At 67.7% G+C, this 17,823-nt stretch carries 15 protein-coding genes; 12 read left to right on the forward strand and 3 right to left on the reverse strand.

Annotated features, from left to right (window positions below):
• Positions 1–114: 114 nt before the first annotated feature.
• Positions 115–711 (reverse strand): hypothetical protein, encoded by a 597-nt coding sequence (locus ACFWAY_RS36480; protein WP_378453269.1) that lies wholly within the window; start codon positions 709–711, stop codon positions 115–117.
• 147 nt (positions 712–858) lie between these two features.
• Between ACFWAY_RS36480 and ACFWAY_RS36485 the strand changes: the two genes are divergently transcribed.
• From ACFWAY_RS36485 to ACFWAY_RS36540, 12 genes are all read left to right on the forward strand, one after another.
• Positions 859–1,902, forward strand: coding sequence for an ATP-dependent DNA ligase (locus ACFWAY_RS36485; protein WP_378513943.1), 1,044 nt, complete (start codon positions 859–861; stop codon positions 1,900–1,902).
• Positions 1,903–2,931 (forward strand): DNA polymerase domain-containing protein, encoded by a 1,029-nt coding sequence (locus ACFWAY_RS36490; protein WP_378513944.1) that lies wholly within the window; start codon positions 1,903–1,905, stop codon positions 2,929–2,931.
• Positions 2,932–2,984: 53 nt separating this feature from the next.
• On the forward strand, positions 2,985–3,500 hold the full coding sequence (locus tag ACFWAY_RS36495) for a DUF6764 family protein (protein WP_378453272.1): 516 nt from the start codon (positions 2,985–2,987) through the stop codon (positions 3,498–3,500).
• Positions 3,501–3,593: 93 nt separating this feature from the next.
• Positions 3,594–4,799, forward strand: coding sequence for a serine hydrolase domain-containing protein (locus ACFWAY_RS36500; RefSeq protein ID WP_378513945.1), 1,206 nt, complete (start codon positions 3,594–3,596; stop codon positions 4,797–4,799).
• A gap of 17 nt (positions 4,800–4,816) precedes the next feature.
• Positions 4,817–5,038 (forward strand): dodecin, encoded by a 222-nt coding sequence (locus ACFWAY_RS36505; protein ID WP_025431948.1) that lies wholly within the window; start codon positions 4,817–4,819, stop codon positions 5,036–5,038.
• Between the two features lie 92 nt (positions 5,039–5,130).
• The gene (locus ACFWAY_RS36510) at positions 5,131–6,810 is read left to right on the forward strand and encodes an FAD-dependent oxidoreductase (RefSeq protein ID WP_378513946.1); all 1,680 of its coding nucleotides are present in this window, start codon (positions 5,131–5,133) and stop codon (positions 6,808–6,810) included.
• 169 nt (positions 6,811–6,979) lie between these two features.
• The gene (locus tag ACFWAY_RS36515) at positions 6,980–7,900 is read left to right on the forward strand and encodes an Ig-like domain-containing protein (protein ID WP_378513947.1); all 921 of its coding nucleotides are present in this window, start codon (positions 6,980–6,982) and stop codon (positions 7,898–7,900) included.
• 58 nt (positions 7,901–7,958) lie between these two features.
• Positions 7,959–8,930 (forward strand): carbohydrate ABC transporter permease, encoded by a 972-nt coding sequence (locus ACFWAY_RS36520; RefSeq protein ID WP_378453317.1) that lies wholly within the window; start codon positions 7,959–7,961, stop codon positions 8,928–8,930.
• 41 nt (positions 8,931–8,971) lie between these two features.
• Positions 8,972–9,829, forward strand: a complete 858-nt coding sequence (locus ACFWAY_RS36525) for a carbohydrate ABC transporter permease (protein ID WP_378513981.1) — start codon at positions 8,972–8,974, stop codon at positions 9,827–9,829.
• Between the two features lie 18 nt (positions 9,830–9,847).
• Positions 9,848–11,167: an ABC transporter substrate-binding protein gene (locus ACFWAY_RS36530; RefSeq protein ID WP_378513948.1), complete on the forward strand. Its 1,320-nt coding sequence runs from the start codon at positions 9,848–9,850 to the stop codon at positions 11,165–11,167.
• A gap of 17 nt (positions 11,168–11,184) precedes the next feature.
• Complete coding sequence (locus tag ACFWAY_RS36535) at positions 11,185–12,249, forward strand: ABC transporter ATP-binding protein (protein ID WP_378513949.1); 1,065 nt, start codon at positions 11,185–11,187, stop codon at positions 12,247–12,249.
• Between the two features lie 664 nt (positions 12,250–12,913).
• A complete protein-coding gene (locus ACFWAY_RS36540) occupies positions 12,914–14,722 on the forward strand; it encodes a zinc ribbon domain-containing protein (RefSeq protein WP_378513950.1) in 1,809 nt (602 codons plus the stop codon).
• A gap of 3 nt (positions 14,723–14,725) precedes the next feature.
• Here the strand turns inward: ACFWAY_RS36540 and ACFWAY_RS36545 are convergent, their stop codons facing one another.
• A complete protein-coding gene (locus tag ACFWAY_RS36545; RefSeq protein ID WP_378513951.1) occupies positions 14,726–16,675 on the reverse strand; it encodes a M13 family metallopeptidase in 1,950 nt (649 codons plus the stop codon).
• 76 nt (positions 16,676–16,751) lie between these two features.
• Positions 16,752–17,732: an intradiol ring-cleavage dioxygenase gene (locus ACFWAY_RS36550; RefSeq protein ID WP_378513952.1), complete on the reverse strand. Its 981-nt coding sequence runs from the start codon at positions 17,730–17,732 to the stop codon at positions 16,752–16,754.
• Between the last annotated feature and the right edge of the window lie 91 nt (positions 17,733–17,823).

The raw sequence follows: 17,823 nt of genomic DNA on the forward strand, positions 1-17,823 counted from the left end.
CCGGGTCTGTTTTTTTGCTCCCGGGGGCGGGCGTTACCACTAACTACACCCGCGGGGGGGGGTGGTGCGGGGGGCGGGCTGCGGGCACTGCCCGCAGCCGGCCGTTGCCTCCGGTCAGAGTTCGTCGACGCAGACGACGAACTTGCGCTCGGGGTATTCGTATCCGTTGGAGGACGTGCTGCACGAGTCCACGGACGTGGCGCCCTGCACGATCTCGGTCACCTTCACACCGTCGACGGCGGTGGTGTCGCCGCAGTCGATGCGCGCGGGATCCTCGCCACCGACGTCCATGCAACCGCCGACGACCCAGTCCACGTCGAGGCAGATCGCGCCCTGCTCGACGCCGCCGAGGGTTTCGTAGTAGTACGAGTCGGCATCGCTGATGCACTGGCTGTTCTTCGCGGCCTTGGCGATCACCTTGTAGTTCGAATCGGCGCTGCCGCACACCGCCTTGTCGATCTCGGCGTCGGAGACGGTGCCGCCGAGCTTCACGCACTCACCGATCGCGACCTCGAAGTCGACGTCGCCGCCGGCGTCCTCGCCTTCCTGTCCGTTGATCACGGTGGTCGATTCGCTGGACGAGGTGGCCGCGGACGCACCCGACTCCGGCACCGCGGTGGGCGTCGTGTCCGAACCGCACCCGGCCACCAGAACTGCCGTCGCCGACAACGCGACGACTGCGGTACACACCCGCCGAACTAACCCTGTCATGTCTGACCCCTCCGTCAGGTGACCGTCCGCCACCCGTTCCTCCGAGATGACCTTGCCACCTCGATCGTGTCCACCGCGATTGCCGTGTCGCGCATTATTTGATTACATCGCTGTCCGATTTGCCAATCGTGGTGACAGTATGGACGGGTGGATCTCCCCGTGATGCCTCCGTTACAGCCGATGCTCGCGAAGGCTGCGTCGTCCGTTCCGGCGCAACCGGAGTCCGGGCTCGTCTGGTCCTACGAACCGAAATGGGACGGTTTCCGCACCCTCGTCTTCCGCGACGGCGACGAGGTGGTGCTCGGGTCCCGCGGCGGAAAGGATCTGGCCAGGTACTTTCCCGAACTCGTCCGGGCGGTGAAGGACGAATTGCCGGAGCGGTGCGTGGTGGACGGCGAACTCGTCGTCCCGCGCAGCATCGACGGCCGCACCCGGCTCGACTGGGAGTCGTTGTCGGAGCGCGTTCATCCGGCCGAGAGCCGGGTGACGATGCTGTCCGAGAAGACCCCGGCGCAGTTCGTCGCGTTCGATCTGCTCGCCCTGGGCGACCGCGACCTCACCCGGGAGGATTTTTCCGTGCGCCGCGCGCAGCTCGTCGACACCATCGGCGGTGGACCCAGCTGCCACGTCACCGCCGCCACCGAATCCAGTGCGACGGCCACCGAGTGGTTCGAGGCGTTCGAGGGCGCCGGACTCGACGGGGTGGTGGCGAAGAAGCTGGTGGGCCCGTACCTGCCCAACAAGCGGGAAATGGTGAAGGTGAAGCACGCCCGCACCGCCGACTGCGTCGTCATCGGATACCGGCCGCACAAGAGCCAGCCGGGGATCGGGTCGATGCTGCTCGGACTGTACGACGGCGACCAGATGGCGATGGTCGGCGGTGCGTCGGCGTTCACGGCGGCGCGGCGGGTCGAACTGCTCGCCGAGCTCGACGAACTGCGCGTCGGCGACGACGTCGTGGCCGACGGGGCGCCGACGCGGTGGCAGTCGGGCAACGACCGAACCTGGGTGCCGCTGCGCCCCGAACGCGTCGTCGAGGTGGCGTACGACCAGATGGAGGGTGCCCGGTTCCGGCACGCCGCGCGGTTCCTGCGCTGGCGCCCGGACCGGACACCCGACGAGTGCACGTTCCAACAATTGGAGGTCCCGGTGCGATACGACCTTGCCGACGTCCTGGCCGGAGGTTCCTAGATGGCGAGTCCTGCCGAAGAACTCGACGTCGACGGCGTCGCCGTGCGGCTGTCGAATCCCGACAAGATCTACTACCCGAAACTCGGCGCCGAGGGCGGCACGAAACGGCACCTGGTGGAGTACTACCGGACCGTCGCACTGAACGGTGCGCTGCTGACCGCCCTGTTCGATCGGCCGACGCACCTGCAACGGTTCCCGGACGGTATCGAGGGCGAGGAGATTTACCAGAAGCGGGTTCCCGCGAAGCGCCCCGACCACGTCGACTCGTGCGAGGTCACGTTCCCGTCCGGCCGCAAGGCCGACGTGCTCCGCGTGCGGAGTGCCGCGAACATCGTGTGGGCGGCGAACCTCGGCAACATCACGTTCCATCCGTGGGCGGTCCGGTGCCCCGACGTCGATCACCCCGACGAACTGCGCATCGACCTGGACCCGCAGCCGGGGACCGGATTCGACGACGCCCGGGCGGTAGCGCTGGACGTTCTCCGGCCGCTGCTGGACGAACTCGGTCTCGTCGGTTATCCCAAGACCTCGGGCGGCCGCGGGTTGCACGTGTATCTCCGCATCGAACCGCGCTGGGATTTCATCGAGGTGCGGCGCGCCGGGATCGCCCTCGCGCGGGAGATCGAGCGGCGCAGCGGCGACCGCGCCACCACGTCCTGGTGGAAGGAGGAACGCGGCGAACGCATCTTCCTCGACTTCAACCAGAACGCCAGGGACAAGACCATCGCGTCCGCCTACTCGGCCCGCAAGACGCCGATCGCGACCGTGTCGACGCCGGTCACCTGGGAGGAACTCGTCGACGTCGACCCCGACGACTTCACCATCGCGACCGTGCCCGCGCTGCTCGCGAAGCGCGGCGATCCCATGGCGACCTTGGGCGACGTGGCGCAATCGCTGGACGTGCTGCTGGAGATGGCGGAACGGGACGCCGCGAACGGTCTCGGCGATCTCCCGTACCCACCCAATTACCCGAAGATGCCGGGCGAACCCAAGCGGGTACAACCGAGTCGGGACCGAGACCGCAAATAGCCGGCGCTCACGTAGGCTCGGCACGGTCGGGTCGGGAACAATGTGAGGTCTTCATGGAACGTACGACAGTCCGTACTGCCGGACTCGCCCTCGGTGTCGTCGCGACGGCACTCGGGACCCTGATGATCGCGCCGGCCACCTCGTCGGCCGTCTCCCTCTCCTGTGTGTCACCACCCGGCCGGGGCCACACCACGGTCGTCGACCGCACCGCGTGCGGGGCCAACGCCGATACGAGTAGCAATTCGGCGGCGTTCGGCACGGACGGTGTCGGTTTCGCCGACGCAGCCCATGCGGGAGCAGCGCTCGGCGCCGGACTGGGCGGCGGTGTCGGTGCGGCCGAGGCGCGTCGTGGCGCCGTCGCCGCGGTGGCGGTCGGGCCCGAGAGCGTCGCCATCGGAACGGTCGACAGTGCCGGTCCCGCGCTGGTGCTGAGCGGTCCGGGAGGGCAGGCGCTCGTCGCGGATCCGGCCAAGGGCGTGGTGTGCGCCGCAGGACCGTCGCTCGCCATCAATTTCCTTGCAGGTCAAGCGTGTCTGAGCGATGGCATAACAGTGTGGCGCCTTCCCTGAACGGCACCCCGGTCCGCGTCGTATGGTGACGGTAGTCACAATGGGCTGACGCAACTGCCGTAGGACATACGGCAGTGAGATCGGAGGTGGTCGATGACGACCAGCGTTCGAGTTCCCCGGCCCGAGTCCGTGCCACGGACGGAGCTGCACGTCGACCCGCGGTTCCTGCCGCTCGCCGACCGGTTCTTCGCGATGTACCGGCAACCTCAGCACGGTGGCGGGGCGCTCACCGCGTATTTCCGGGGTGAGAAGGTCCTCGACATCTGGGCGGGCTGGGCCGACCGCGACCGCCGTTGGGACCGCGACACCGTCGCCCTGTCGTTCTCGACGGGAAAGGGCGTGGCCGGCACGGTCGTCCACCGGCTCGCCGAACGCCGGCTGATCGACTACGACGCGCCCGTCGCGCGCTACTGGCCCGAGTTCGGCGCGGCAGGCAAAACCGACATCACCGTCCGCGAACTCCTCACCCACCGAGCCGGACTGCACAAGGTCCGGGGTCTGATGCGGAGCCCGCTCGATCTCCTCGACTACGACGCCGTCGTCCAGGCCCTCGCGGCCACCCCTGCGGATCCGCGCAGGCTGCGCGGTCCCGGGTATCACGCCGTCACCTACGGGTGGCTGGTCGCCGAACTGATCGCCCGCGTCACCGGAAAGCCGTTCGTCCAGGTCGTGCAGGACGAGATCGCCGGCCCGCTCGGCGTCGACGACTTCTGGTATCAGGTTCCCGGACAGCACCGTCCGCGGATCGCGAAGCTGTTTCCGCACATCAACCCGGCCGGGCTCAACTGGGAGCTCACGTCGAACGTGCTCTCGCTCGTCGGCCCCACCCGCGGCCTCGCCGAGGCGGCAATGCCTCAGGGATTCGACATGCTGATCCGGAACCCGGCGGTGCACGACGCGGTGATGCCCGGCTGGAACGGCGTGTTCAGCGCGCGGGCGCTCGCGCGCATGTACGGCGCCATCGCCAACGGAGGCAGGTTGGACGGGCACCGGTTCCTGCGCAAGTCCACCATCGCGCAGATGTCGCAGGTGCAGACCAGCGACCGCGACTACGTCCTCGGTATCCGGCCGCAGTGGTCTCTCGGCTACCACCGGCCGATCCTCGCGTCCCGGGAACAACCACGGAACGCGATCGGGCACTACGGCGTCGGCGGGTCCGGCGCCTACGCGGACCTCGACAGCGGACTGTCCCTGGGCTTCGTCACCAACCGCCTCGGCAGTTCCCTCACGGCTCTCGGTGATCTTCGTCTGGCCCGGCTCGGTGTCGAGGCGCAGGCGATCGTCCGGAACGGCAAGTAACCACGAAAGGAATCCTGATGAGTGATCACGTGTACCGAGTTGTCGAGGTCGTCGGTTCGTCGAGCGACAGCACCGACGCGGCCATCAAGAACGCCATCGCGCGGACCAACGAGACCGTGCGCAACGTCGAGTGGTTCGAGGTCGTCGAGACCAGGGGCCACGTCGAGAACGGCGCCATCGCGCACTACCAGGTCACGGTGAAGGTCGGATTCCGTGTGGAGCCGGGCGACGCGGTCTGACATCCGCACGGTTCTCGCGCAAAATTGGAACACGTTATAGTCTGGTGTCACATCCCGACGTCGAACTGCGCGTACTCAGGTAGGGGAGAACCGTGGCTTATGTGATCACGCAGCCGTGCTGCAACGACGCCTCGTGCGTCGATGTCTGTCCGGTCAACTGCATCCATCCCACACCGGACGAGAAGCCGTTCGCCACCACGGAAATGCTGTACATCGACCCGGACACCTGCATCGACTGCGGGGCCTGCGTCGAGGAGTGCCCGGTGGAGGCCATCTACGCGGAGAACGACCTCGAAGAGGTCGACGAGCCGTACCTCGACATCAACGCGCAGTACTACACCAAGCACCCCATCGGCCCCGACTGGCCCGAGCCGCTCACGCTGCCGCAGATCGACGCAGCCCTCGGCACGCTCCACGTCGCGGTCGTGGGGTCGGGCCCGGCCGCCTGCTACGCCGCGATGGAACTGACCGCGAAGCCACGCGTCGAGGTCGACATCTTCGACCGGCTGCCCACCCCGTACGGGCTGGTGCGCGCCGGTGTCGCGCCGGACCATCCGGGCACCAAGGGCGTCACGGACCAGTTCCGCTCGGTCGTCGGCAAGCGCACGGTGCACTGCCACTTCAACGTGGAAGTGGGCCGGGACGTGAGCCACGAGGAACTGCTCGCGCACCACCACGCCGTCATCTACGCGGTCGGCGCGGCAGGCGACCGCGCGCTGGGCATTCCCGGCGAGGATCTCGTCGGCAGCCACGCCGCCACCGAGTTCGTGGCCTGGTACAACGGTCACCCCGACTACGCCGACCGCACGTTCGACCTGTCGGGGCAGCGGGCCGTCATCGTCGGCAACGGCAACGTGGCACTCGACGTGGCCCGCATCCTCGTCACCGATCCGGAGATCCTGGCCAAGACGGATCTCGCGGACCATGCCCTCGAGGCCCTGCGGGCGAGCAACATCCGTGAGGTCGTCGTTCTCGGCCGCCGGGGCCCCGCCCAGGCCGCCTACACCAACCCCGAACTCCTGGCGCTCGGGCGAATGCCGAACGTGGACATCGTCGTCGACCCGGAGGAAGCGGTGCTCGACCCGGCGAGCCGCGCGTTCATCGACGGCGACGAGGCCGAGCCGTCGCAGCGCCACAAGGTGCGGCAGGTCGAGGAGTTCGCACGGCGCACCGCAGATCCGGCGAAGAAGCGGATCGTACTGCGTTTCCTGACGTCACCCGTGGAGATTCTCGGCACCGACGCTGTCGAATCGGTGCGCATCGCGAAGAACGAGTTGGTCGCGGACGCATCCGGCAGGCTCAGCGCCAAACCGTCCGACGTCACCACGACGCTGGACACCGGCCTGGTGCTGCGCTCGATCGGCTATCGCGGTCAACCCGTGGCCGATCTCCCCTTCGACGACCGGCGCGGCGTCATCCCCAACGAGAACGGCAGGGTGATCGATCCGGAGACCGGAGCGCCGGTGCCCGGCGTATACGTGGCCGGCTGGATCAAACGCGGGCCGACCGGCGTGATCGGCACCAACAAGTACTGCTCCGCGGAGACGGTCAGGATGCTGATCGACGACTTCTCCGCCGGGCGGCTCGACGCGCCCGCCGAACGAGAGGCCCTCGACCGGCTGATCGCCGAGCGTGCGCCCGACGCCGTCGACTACCAGGGCTGGCAGCGGATCGACAAGACCGAACGTGCCGGGGGCAGGGCGGCCGGCCGGACGCGCACCAAGCTGATCACCATCGAGAGCATGCTCGCCGCCGCCCGCGCCGATACCTGATCGTGAGCGCTTCTTGACCACATGGTGACTCCACTTCCCCGCAGGCCGCGGAGCGGCAACGATTGCGGGCAAATTGCTCGCGGCCGGATGATGTGTGTTAATGGCAGTGCGCGATTGATAGGTCCGTCGGGGACGCGCGTTGCACACGTCGTCGAACGAGAGTGGTCATATGGGCAAGTCAGGAATCGGTTTTTCCAGGAACAAGCACTGGTCTTCGCGCGTCGCCGTCGCACTGACCGGGGCCGTCGTCTCCGGAACTGCGCTGGTCGGGGCCGCACAGGCCGCGCCGCTCTTTCCCGGTGGACCGGAGATTCCGAGTCTTCCCACCCTGCCGGGACTGCCCGGCGCGCCGCAGCTGCCGCTTCCCGAACCGGCACCCGCGCCCGCGAACTTCTCGGCTCCGTCCCTCAACCCGGGTGCGGGCGAGGTCGTGGGTGTCGCGCAACCGGTGATCATCCGCTTCAACGAGGCGATCGGCGACCGCGCCGCCGCCGAGCGTGCGATCAAGGTCACCACCAGCCAGCCGGTCGAGGGTGGTTTCTACTGGATCAACGACAGCCAGGTGCGCTGGAAGCCCACCGAGTTCTGGCCCGCGAACACCGAGGTCACCGTGGATTCCGGCGATTCGCACTCCGCGTTCACCATCGGCGACGCGCTGGTGGCGACCGCGGACGACAACACCAAGCAGATCACCGTCACCCGGAACGGCGAAGTGGTCAAGACCATGCCGACGTCGATGGGTAAGACCGATCACGAGACGCCGAACGGCACGTACATCATCGGCGACAAGTTCCGTGACATGTACATGGACTCGTCCACGTACGGTGTCCCGGTCGACTCGGCCGAGGGGTACCGCACGTACGTGGAGTACGCCACGCGCATGTCGTACAGCGGCATCTTCGTCCACGCCGCACCGTGGTCGGTGGACGCCCAGGGCAACACGAACGTCAGCCACGGCTGCCTCAACGTGAGCACCGAGGACGCCAAGTGGTTCTACGAGAACTCGAAGAAGGGCGACGCCGTGGTCGTGCAGAACACCGCGGGCGGCGTGCTGAACGGCTCCGACGGTCTCGGCGACTGGAACCGCTGAACCTGATCCGACCGCGTTCTTCCCGTAGCCCGCACAGTTCAATGTGCGGGCTACGGCAATTTACCGGCTATTCGTAAACGGTCGTCAGACTGCGGCAGTGAGATCGAGTCCGGAACGAACCCTGCCGTCGCCGGGAAAGCAGGGATTGCTCGGGCGTCCGTGGCGGGACTACGCGCTGTTCGCAGCGCTGGTGGGCCCCAATCTGGTTCTGCTCGTTCTGTTCACCTACCGGCCCCTGGTCGACAACATCCGGCTGTCGTTCTTCGACTGGAACATCGCCGACCCCGTCGCCACGTTCGTCGGCTGGGGCAACTACCGCGAGTGGTGGAGCCGGCCCGACACCTGGCAGATCGTCGGGAACACCGTCGTGTTCACCGTCGCGACCGTCGTGGGATCGATGGTCGCCGGTCTCGCGCTCGCCGTGCTGCTGGACCGTAACCTGCACGGCCGCAACCTCGTCCGCTCGGCGATCTTCGCGCCGTTCGTCATTTCGGGCGCCGCGATCGGCGTGGCGTTCCAGTTCGTGTTCGATCCGCGATTCGGGTTGATCCAGGACCTCCTGCACCGTGCCGGGGTCGACTCCGTTCCCGACTTCTATCAGGATCCGCACTGGGCGCTGTTCATGGTGACGGTCACCTACATGTGGAAGAACCTCGGCTACACGTTCGTGATCTACCTTGCGGCACTGCAGGGTACGCGACGTGAGCTGACGGAGGCCGCGGAGATCGACGGGGCGGGCCGGTGGACGACGTTCCGCCGGGTCGTGCTCCCGCAGTTGCGTCCGACCACCTACTTCCTCTCGATCACGGTGATGCTGGGCTCCCTTCAGGTGTTCGACATCATCAACGTGATGACCCGGGGCGGTCCACTCGGTACCGGAACCACCACGATGGTCTACCAGGTCTACAACGAGTCGTTCCGCAACTTCCGTGCCGGCTACGGCGCCACCGTTGCCACGATCATGTTCCTGGTCCTGCTCGGGATCACCGTCTACCAGGTGCGGATCATGGATCGCGGTGACGCCCGGTGACCGCGGACATCGTGTGCGATCAGCGCAGCACGGATGTGCCGGTGACGGCAGACCCGGCCCGTGACCATCGCCGGCGGGAAGCGCTCGTGACGGTCCTGGGATACGCCGCGACGGTGGCGGTGCTGGTCATGGTGGCCCTGCCGCTGTACTGGATCGTGATGACGTCCTTCAAGGATCGTCCGGACGTCTACACCCTGCCGGTCACCTGGTGGCCCGGCGGCACCTTTCATCCCGAGAACTACTCGGAGGCCACCACGTCGGTGCCGTTCTGGACGTTCCTGCGCAACTCGGTGATCATCACCGGGGTGCTGGCCGTCGTGAAGTTTGCGCTCGGCGTGTTCAGCGCCTACGGTCTGGTGTTCCTGCGGTTCCCGGGCAAGAACCTCGTGTTCCTCGGCATCATCGCCGCATTGATGGTGCCCAACCAGATCACGGTCATCTCCAACTACGCACTCGTCGCCGAATGGGGCTGGCGGAACAGCTTTCACGGCATCATCGTTCCGCTCGCCGGAGTCGCGTTCGGAACGTTCCTGATGCGCAACCACTTCCTGTCGATACCCACCGAGATCATCGAGGCCGCCCGGATGGACGGCGCGGGCCACTTCCGGCTGCTGTGGCGGGTGGTCCTGCCGGTATCGGGCCCCACCATGGTGGCGTTCGCGATCATCACCGTCGTCACCGAGTGGAACGAATACCTGTGGCCGTTCCTGATGGCCGACGATGCGTCCGTCGCGCCGCTGCCGATCGGGCTGACTCAACTCCAGAACAACGACGGGCTCACCAACTGGGGCCCGGTCATGGCGGGAACGGTACTCACGATGCTGCCGATTCTCGCGGTTTTCCTTGTGCTGCAACGGCACATGATCAAGGGCCTCACATCGGGTGCGGTCAAGGGATAGCGGAGAACGAGGAGAGACATGAATCGGATGAACCGTCGGGGATTCCTCGGGCTGGCGGGCGCGGTGGCCGCCGGCGCCGCGCTGACGGCGTGTGCCGGGTCGGGGTCGGGCTCGTCGGCGACGTCCGGTGCGGCGGGCGACGCGAACACCATCACGTTCTGGTCCAACCACCCCGGCAAGTCCCAGGACGTCGAACGTGAACTGATCAACCGGTTCCAGGCGAAATACCCCGATCTCACCGTGAACCTCGTCGACGGCGGAAAGAACTACGAGGAGGTGTCGCAGAAGTTCAACGCGGCCCTGTCGGGCGGCGAACTGCCCGACGTCGTGGTGCTGTCGGACGTCTGGTGGTTCAACTACGCCCTGACCGGTGCCATCGAACCGCTCGACGGACTGTTCGGTGAGGTCGGGGTCGACTCCTCCGATTACGTCGATTCGCTGCTCGCCGACTACCTGTTCGCGGGCAAGCACTACGCCCTTCCGTACGCGCGGTCGACGCCGCTGTTCTACTACAACAAGCAGGTGTGGACGCAGGCCGGACTGCCCGATCGCGGGCCCGCCACCTGGCAGGAGTTCGACGAATGGGGTCCCGAACTGCAGCGGGTGATGGGCGGTGGCAAGCTGGCCCACGGCTGGGGCGACGCCAAGAACTACCTGGGCTGGACGTTCGAGGGACCGGTCTGGACGTTCGGCGGGGCGTATTCGGACCAGTGGGACCTGACGTTCGGCGACGAGAAGACGCTCGCCGCGGGGACGTTCCTGAAGGACATGATCCACACGAAGAAATACGCGGCCGTGTCGAGCGACATCGCCAACGAATTCGGCGCGGGCATCCTTGCCTCGACGATCGCGTCGACCGGTGACCTGTCGGGGATCACCAAGTCGGCCGCGTTCGACTTCGGCACCGCCTTCCTCCCCGCGTCGGGCGCGCCGGGCTGCCCGACCGGCGGTGCGGGCCTCGCGATTCCGGCGCGGATCTCCGACGAGCGGAAGAAGAACGCGCTGACGTTCATCGACTTCGTGACCAACGGCGAGAACACCGCGTACTTCTCCCAGAACGTCGGGTACATGCCCGTCCGCAAGTCCGCTGTCGAGGACCCGAGCATGAAGGCGTACCTCGCCGCGAACCCCAACGCGCGCACCGCCGTCGACCAGCTCGCGAAGACCCGGTCGCAGGACTACGCCCGGGTCTTCGTACCCGGCGGCGACCAGATCATCGGCACCGGACTCGAACAGATCGCGCTGCAGAACGCGGACGTGGCGACGACGTTCGCGGGCGTCGGGACGCAACTCCAGCAGATCATCGACCGTCAGATCACACCCAAGCTGCCCCAGTAGGAGGAGAAGGAACATTCATGGCCCACGTGCAGTTCGCAGGTGTCACCTACCGCTATTCCGGAGCCGATCGACCCGCGGTCGATCGGCTGGACCTCGACATCGCGGACGGTGAGTTCCTCGTCCTCGTGGGTCCGTCCGGGTGCGGTAAGTCGACCAGCCTGCGGATGCTGGCCGGCCTCGAGGCCGTGGAGGCGGGCCGCATCGCGATCGGCGGCACCGACGTCACCGCGCTGCCGCCCCGGGCGCGGGACGTGGCCATGGTGTTCCAGAGTTACGCGCTGTACCCGAACATGACCGTCGCCGACAACATGGGTTTCGCGCTCCGCAACGCCGGCGTCGGGAAGGTGGAACGCACCGAGCGGGTGCTGGAAGCGGCGCGCATGCTCGAACTCGAACCGCTACTGGATCGCAAACCGGCGAAACTGTCTGGCGGGCAACGTCAACGGGTCGCGATGGGCCGGGCCATCGTGCGGCACCCCAAGGTGTTCTGCATGGACGAACCGCTGAGCAACCTCGACGCCAAGCTGCGGGTGAGCACGCGCTCGCAGATCGCGGGCCTGCAGCGCCGGCTCGGCACGACCACCGTGTACGTCACCCACGACCAGGTGGAGGCCATGACGATGGGCGACCGGGTCGCGGTCATGCAGGGCGGGCGCCTCCAGCAGGTCGCCCGGCCCCGCGATCTCTACGACAACCCGGTCAACACGTTCGTCGCCGGGTTCATCGGCTCGCCCGGGATGAACCTCATGGACACCCCGATCCGCGACGGCGTCGCCGAGCTGGGCGACCTGCGAATTCCGGTGCCACACTCGGCGATCGGGGACGGTTCCGTGATCGTCGGGGTGCGTCCGGAGGCGTGGACGCTGGTGGGGGCGTGGCGCAAGGACTCGTACACGGTCGAGACCGACCTGCTCGAGGAACTCGGGGCGGAGTCCTTCGTGTACGGGTCCGGCACGTCCGGGAAGGTGGTGGTGCGGGTGGATCGCACCCGCACCGTCGCCGCGGGGGAGAGGTTGCACCTGCAGCCGAAGCCGGGCGAGGTGTACTTCTTCTCCGCGGCGACGGGGAACCGCCTGCGGTAGCCGGGCTCTCATCTGTTGCCAATGTATCTAATACTCGCTATCAGTTTCTGGCTGTCTGTCACCGCGGATTGATGTCTGCGGAATTCGTGGGCTGCCGGTCGTTGGGGTGCGCAAGGGCGCCGACGGAGGGCCGGTTGCCTTCTCGGCGCACGGGTTCGAGTCCCCAACTCTGTAGCCGCGCGGGCCGGGGCGCTGATCTGTGCAGGGCTGTATCAGGTTGTGCGGGAGCGACTCCCGAGAGTGCGAAGGTATTATTGGGGTGCCGGGTGCCGGGTGCCGGGTTCGGCAGGATGGGAGGCGTCGCCAGCCGATCAGTACAATGTTGCGGACGAGCGATATTGGTGCGATGTATCGGATCTGCAAGGATCGCGGTTCGTGTCTCGAGGGAGCAGCGGGCGGGGCGCGGCCGGATGCTCGACGACGCGGCCCGGGGCCAGCCGATGGTGATGTGGTGTGGCGGGATCGATTGACCCGGTTCACAGGTGGCGCGGATCGAGCGGTTCTTGTCGGAGGTCGGCGTTACAGTCGAGGCCCTGCGAGAGGTGGCGTGGCAGAGGGCGGGGAAAGGGGGGTGATCGATGAGCTTGTCGGGGATGGCAGCTCTTCTCGGAAGACCGATCGGGCCGGGTTTGTTCGGGTTGTGCCTGGCGCCGGGTCGGCCGGCATGATCGGGCCGGGATCAACTGCGTCGCGGCAGTTCGCGTTCACCACCCGCGCCCACGTGGCGGTCGACGACGCGACCGGCGAACCGATCGGACTCGACGATGTCGACACCAGGGTGGGGTGGCTGCTCGACCTGATTGCGGCGGCCGGCACCGAGTTGGTGGCGCGGTTGTGGCAGCCGGTCACGTTCGACGTGCTCGCCGCCGGACGGGACCACCAGGACCGCAGGCTGCCCGCAGAGGGTCACGTCGCCGCGGCCCGCCTCGGCTGGAACCCGACCTACCCGCACGGGGTGTATGTGCCCTCGCGCGTGACGCGGGTGGTGACCGCGCAGGTGATGGCGACCCTGCGAACCGTTGCCTATCGGGACGCTGCGATCACGGCACTGTCTGCGCGGTTCGACCCGGCCACCGGTCGTCTGACCACACCCACCGCCGTCGCGGACTTTGTGCCACCGGGCTTCGCCCGGGGAGTGCAACGCCAGCTCATCGCACACGTTCACCGCACCGACGGGGCACAGTCGATTCGGTTGCGGATCACCGACGTTCAGCGACCACCGCAGACGAGCGCGATGGCCCGGCTCTCGGCCGCCGATCGGGAGCTCGCGCAGATCACCGCGACAGGCGGTGAGCTGGTGTTGACGGTGAAGCTGCCGACCTGCCCGGCCCCGGCGGGGCGGGCGCAGTGGCGGCGGGTCCGGCTGACCGCCGCGATCCCCGCGCACCTGCACGGTCGGGCGATCACCGACTGGCATCTGCCGACCCTGGTCCTCGACCACCGGGGTCTGTTGTGGCGGTGCGCCGCGACCGAACTCGTCCCCACCGACGACGACCTGAGATCGCCGGCCGTCGCTGTCGGGGTGGACTGGTCCCCGTCCACGCTCGGTGCCGCCGCCATCACCACCGAAGCCCCGGAGGGGCTGGTGTCTTATTACCGGGGCTGGACGTACGACGACCGCGGCCTCGGGATCAAACTGGCGCGCCTGCAGGCCGAGGGGCAGCTGCTGCACGGCAAAGCAGCCCGGTTGACGCAACTCGCCGCCACCGCCGAACCCGAGGTCCGCGCCCGGCTGGAGGAAAAGATCGCCATCCTCAACGGGCACCGCGACGCGGTCGGCGCCAAACGGGGGAAGATCAACCGGGAACTGGCCTTTCACTTCGGCCGTCAGGTCACCGATTACGCCACCGCCGCCCAGGCGCAGGTGATCGCGATCGAAGACCTCACCACCCTCGAGACCCGCGGGCACGGTCGGGTCAACAACAACCGGGCCGCGCAGTCCGCCCGCCGTAAAGCGGTCACCGCCCTCGCACACGCCGCCGCCGGTGTCGGTGTGACGGTGGTCTCGGTACCGGCACGCGGATCCTCCGCACTGTGTCCGCGCTGCGACGAACCACTGGCACGCCCCGGCGGCTATCACACCGCATGGTGCCCGGGATGCCGTCTCGGCGGCAACCGCGACCACATCGCCGGGGTGAACCTGGCCAAACGAGCCCTGCTCGGCAAAGGCAAAGTGACCCGTCGGCGGGGTCAGCTACCCGCGATCCGGGTCGCCGAGCACGCACCGGTCCGCAAGTCCCGGGACAAGACCAGTCCCACCCCGAGCCGGCCGCGGCATCGCCGGGTCCGCCGCAGCCTGCCCACCGTGACACCGCGGTTGGGGGTGACTCCGAAACAGCATGTTCCTGCACCACAAGCGTCGGTGTGGGACACGGTCAAACCCACACCACCGCACGGTGATACGGGTAGCCGTGACACACGTACATTTCAACCATCAGCCACACCAGTGGCAGAGAGTATGAGATCTACGTAGTCGCTACCAGATCTTGACGCGCTCCTCCGGATCGAGGTACAGCGCGTCACCGGGCTGGACGTCGAACGCGTCGTGGAACGTGTCGAGGTTACGGATCACGCCGTTGCAGCGGAACTCCGGCGGCGAGTGCGGGTCGACGGCGAGCCGGCGGAGCGCCTCCGCGTCCCGGGCCTTGGTGCGCCACACCTGCGCCCAGCCGAAGAACACCCGCTGGAGGCCGGTGAGACCGTCGAGAACCTCGGGGTCGGACCCGTCCGTGGCGATCCGATACGCCGCGATGGCGATGGACAGGCCACCGAGGTCGCCGATGTTCTCACCGATGGTGAACTCACCGTTCACGCTGTGGCCGGGCAGCGCCTTCGGCTCGAACTCGTTGTACTGCTCGATCAGCGCCTTCGTGCGCTTGCCGAACTCGGTCCGGTCGTCGTCGGTCCACCAGTCGACCATGTTGCCGTCGCCGTCGTACTTGGCGCCCTGATCGTCGAAGCCGTGGCCGATCTCGTGACCGATGACGGCACCGATTCCACCGTAGTTGGCGGCGTCGTCGGCCGCGGCGTCGAAGAACGGCGGCTGCAGAATGGCTGCGGGAAAGACGATTTCGTTCATGCCCGGGTTGTAGTAGGCGTTGACCGTCTGCGGTGTCATGAACCACTCGTCGCGGTCGACGGGGCCACCGAGCTTCGCGAGGTCGCGGTCGTACTCCGCCGCGTAGCCGCTGCGGTAGTTGCCGACCAGGTCGTCGCGGGAGATGGTGACGGCCGAGTAGTCGCGCCACTTGTCGGGGTAGCCGATCTTGGGCGTGAACTTCTCCAGCTTGCGCAACGCGGCCTGCCGCGTCTCGGGGCTCATCCAGTCCAGGTCGGAGATGTTGCGCCGGTACGCCTCCTGCAGGTTGGCGACGAGTTCCTGCATGCGGGCCTTCGCGTCCGCCGGGAAGTGGCGTTCGACGTAGAGCTTGCCGACGGCCTCGCCCAGCAGATCCTGCACCAGGGACACGCCGCGCTTCCAGCGGTCACGGATCTCCTCGGCGCCGGTCAGCGTCTTCCCGTAGAACGCGAAGTTCTCGTCGACCAGTGCCTGCGTGAGGTACGGGGCGCGGGAGCGGATGACGTTCCAGGTCGCCCACGCCTTCCAGTCGTCGAGGTCCTCGGACGTCCACAGCCCGGTCAGGGTGGTGAGGAAGTCGGGCTGGCGGACCACGATCTCGGCGAACTGCTCGGACGTGCCGCCGAGCGCGCCGATCCACGAAGACCAGTCCAACCCGGCGGGGAGCTGGTCGAGGGTGAGCAGGTTGTAGCTCAGCTCGGCGTCGCGGCGCTTCACGACGTCCCAATGACCTGCCGCGATCTTCGTTTCCAGGTCGAACACGCGCTGCGCGTCGTAGTCGACGCCGGCGAGGGCGAACATCTTCGCGATGTGCTTTACGTACGCCGCGCGGATCTCCGCGTGGTCGTCCTGGCGGTAGTACGACTCGTCGGGCAGGCCGATGCCCGACTGGCTGAAGTGGACGAGGTAGCGCTCGGAATTCTTGGCGTCCGTGTCGACGTAGTGACCGACGGCTCCGCCGACTCCCGTGCGCTGCTGGCGGCCGATGACGGCGGCGAGCGCGGAGAGGTCGGCGGCCGAGGCCACGTCGGCGAGTTCCCCGGCGATCGGTGCGAGCCCCGCGGCCTCGACGACGTCCGCGTCCATGAAGCTGCCGTACAGGTCGCCGATGCGCTGCGCGTCGGTCCCCGGTACCGCGCCGGAGCCGGCCGCCTCCTCGATGATGGTCTGGACGTCGACCTCGGCCTTGTCGTACAGCGTGCGGAACGCGCCGTCGATCGCCCGGTCCGCGGGAATCTCGTAGTCGTCGATCCACTTGCCGTTCACGTGAACGAAGAGGTCGTCCTGGGCGCGGGTGTCGTTGTCGAGGTGAGTGAGGTCGATGCCGGAGCGCTGAGCCGTGGTCATGCGTTCCATCCTTACACCGTTACTCGGGGAGCGGTCCACCACTGCGCTCAGGGCGAAACAGACGACCGGGGATCGATCAGACGTCGATGCCGAGGTTGATCGCCGCGAGGTAGCCGTCCGACTGCGTGACGACGGTCATCAGGCCGGCGTCGTCGTAGATGCCGTCCGTGGCGTTGGTCACGTTGTTCTCCCGTCCAGTGTGGTCCGAGTACGGCGCGGTCGCGTACACCTCGTCGAGCAGGGCCTCGTCGAAGAACAGCTGGGTGGTGAGCACCGTCTTCTTGTCGATGTGCACCTTGAGATGGATGTGCGTGGTCCGGCCGGTGTACCAGCCGGGGAAGATGGTGGTGAACTGGGCGATGCCGTTCGCGTCCGTGGTCTGGGCTCCGCGCAGGTAGGTGCCGTCGTCCGTGGTGGTGGCCTCGCTGTCGCCGACGCTGTAGGACCCGTCGGACGTCTCACCCGAACCGCCGGACATGTCGCCACCGGGACCACCTGCGCCACCGGGACCACCTGCGCCACCGGGACCACCGGCCGGGGGCTGGCCGCCGCCACCCGGTCCGCCAGCCGGCGGCGCGCCTGCGGGGGCACCGTTGCCGCTGAGGTCCGCGGCCTTGGAACCCGACTCGAAGCCGGAGTACACGCCGCCCGCGTCGCAGTGCCAGATCTCCACGACGGCGTTGCTCACCACCGCAGCGGAGCCGTCCGCGGAACAGTTCGTCAGATCCTGCACGCGCAGTGCGAGCTGCAGGTTCGTGCCCGGCCGGTCTTCGCGGATGTCGCTGCGGATGGAGTCGACGTCGAACCAGTACGGTCCCTGCGTCTCCTCGACGGCCAGGACGCATTGCGGTGCCTGGTCGAGCAGGGCGGTCACCGTGTCGGCGCTCGTCGTCGCGGCACCGGATCCGGCTGCAGTCGACGTGGCCGCCGCCGACGTGCTGCTGCTTCCGTTCCCGGTGCAGGCGGCGATGAGCCCACCCAGACTCACCGTTCCACCGACCGCCAGTGCGCGGCGGCGGCTGACGCGCAGACGGCTCTTCTCGACATCCTTGTTCACAACGTGTACCTCTCCATGATCGGGCTGTGATCCGATCGTGGCGCACGAACCTGCACGCGGCGTGCCGCCCGGCTGTGAACTTGCTGGGAAC

Source organism: Rhodococcus sp. NPDC059968 (genome assembly GCF_042738615.1).
In the GTDB taxonomy this organism is placed as follows: domain Bacteria; phylum Actinomycetota; class Actinomycetes; order Mycobacteriales; family Mycobacteriaceae; genus Rhodococcus_F.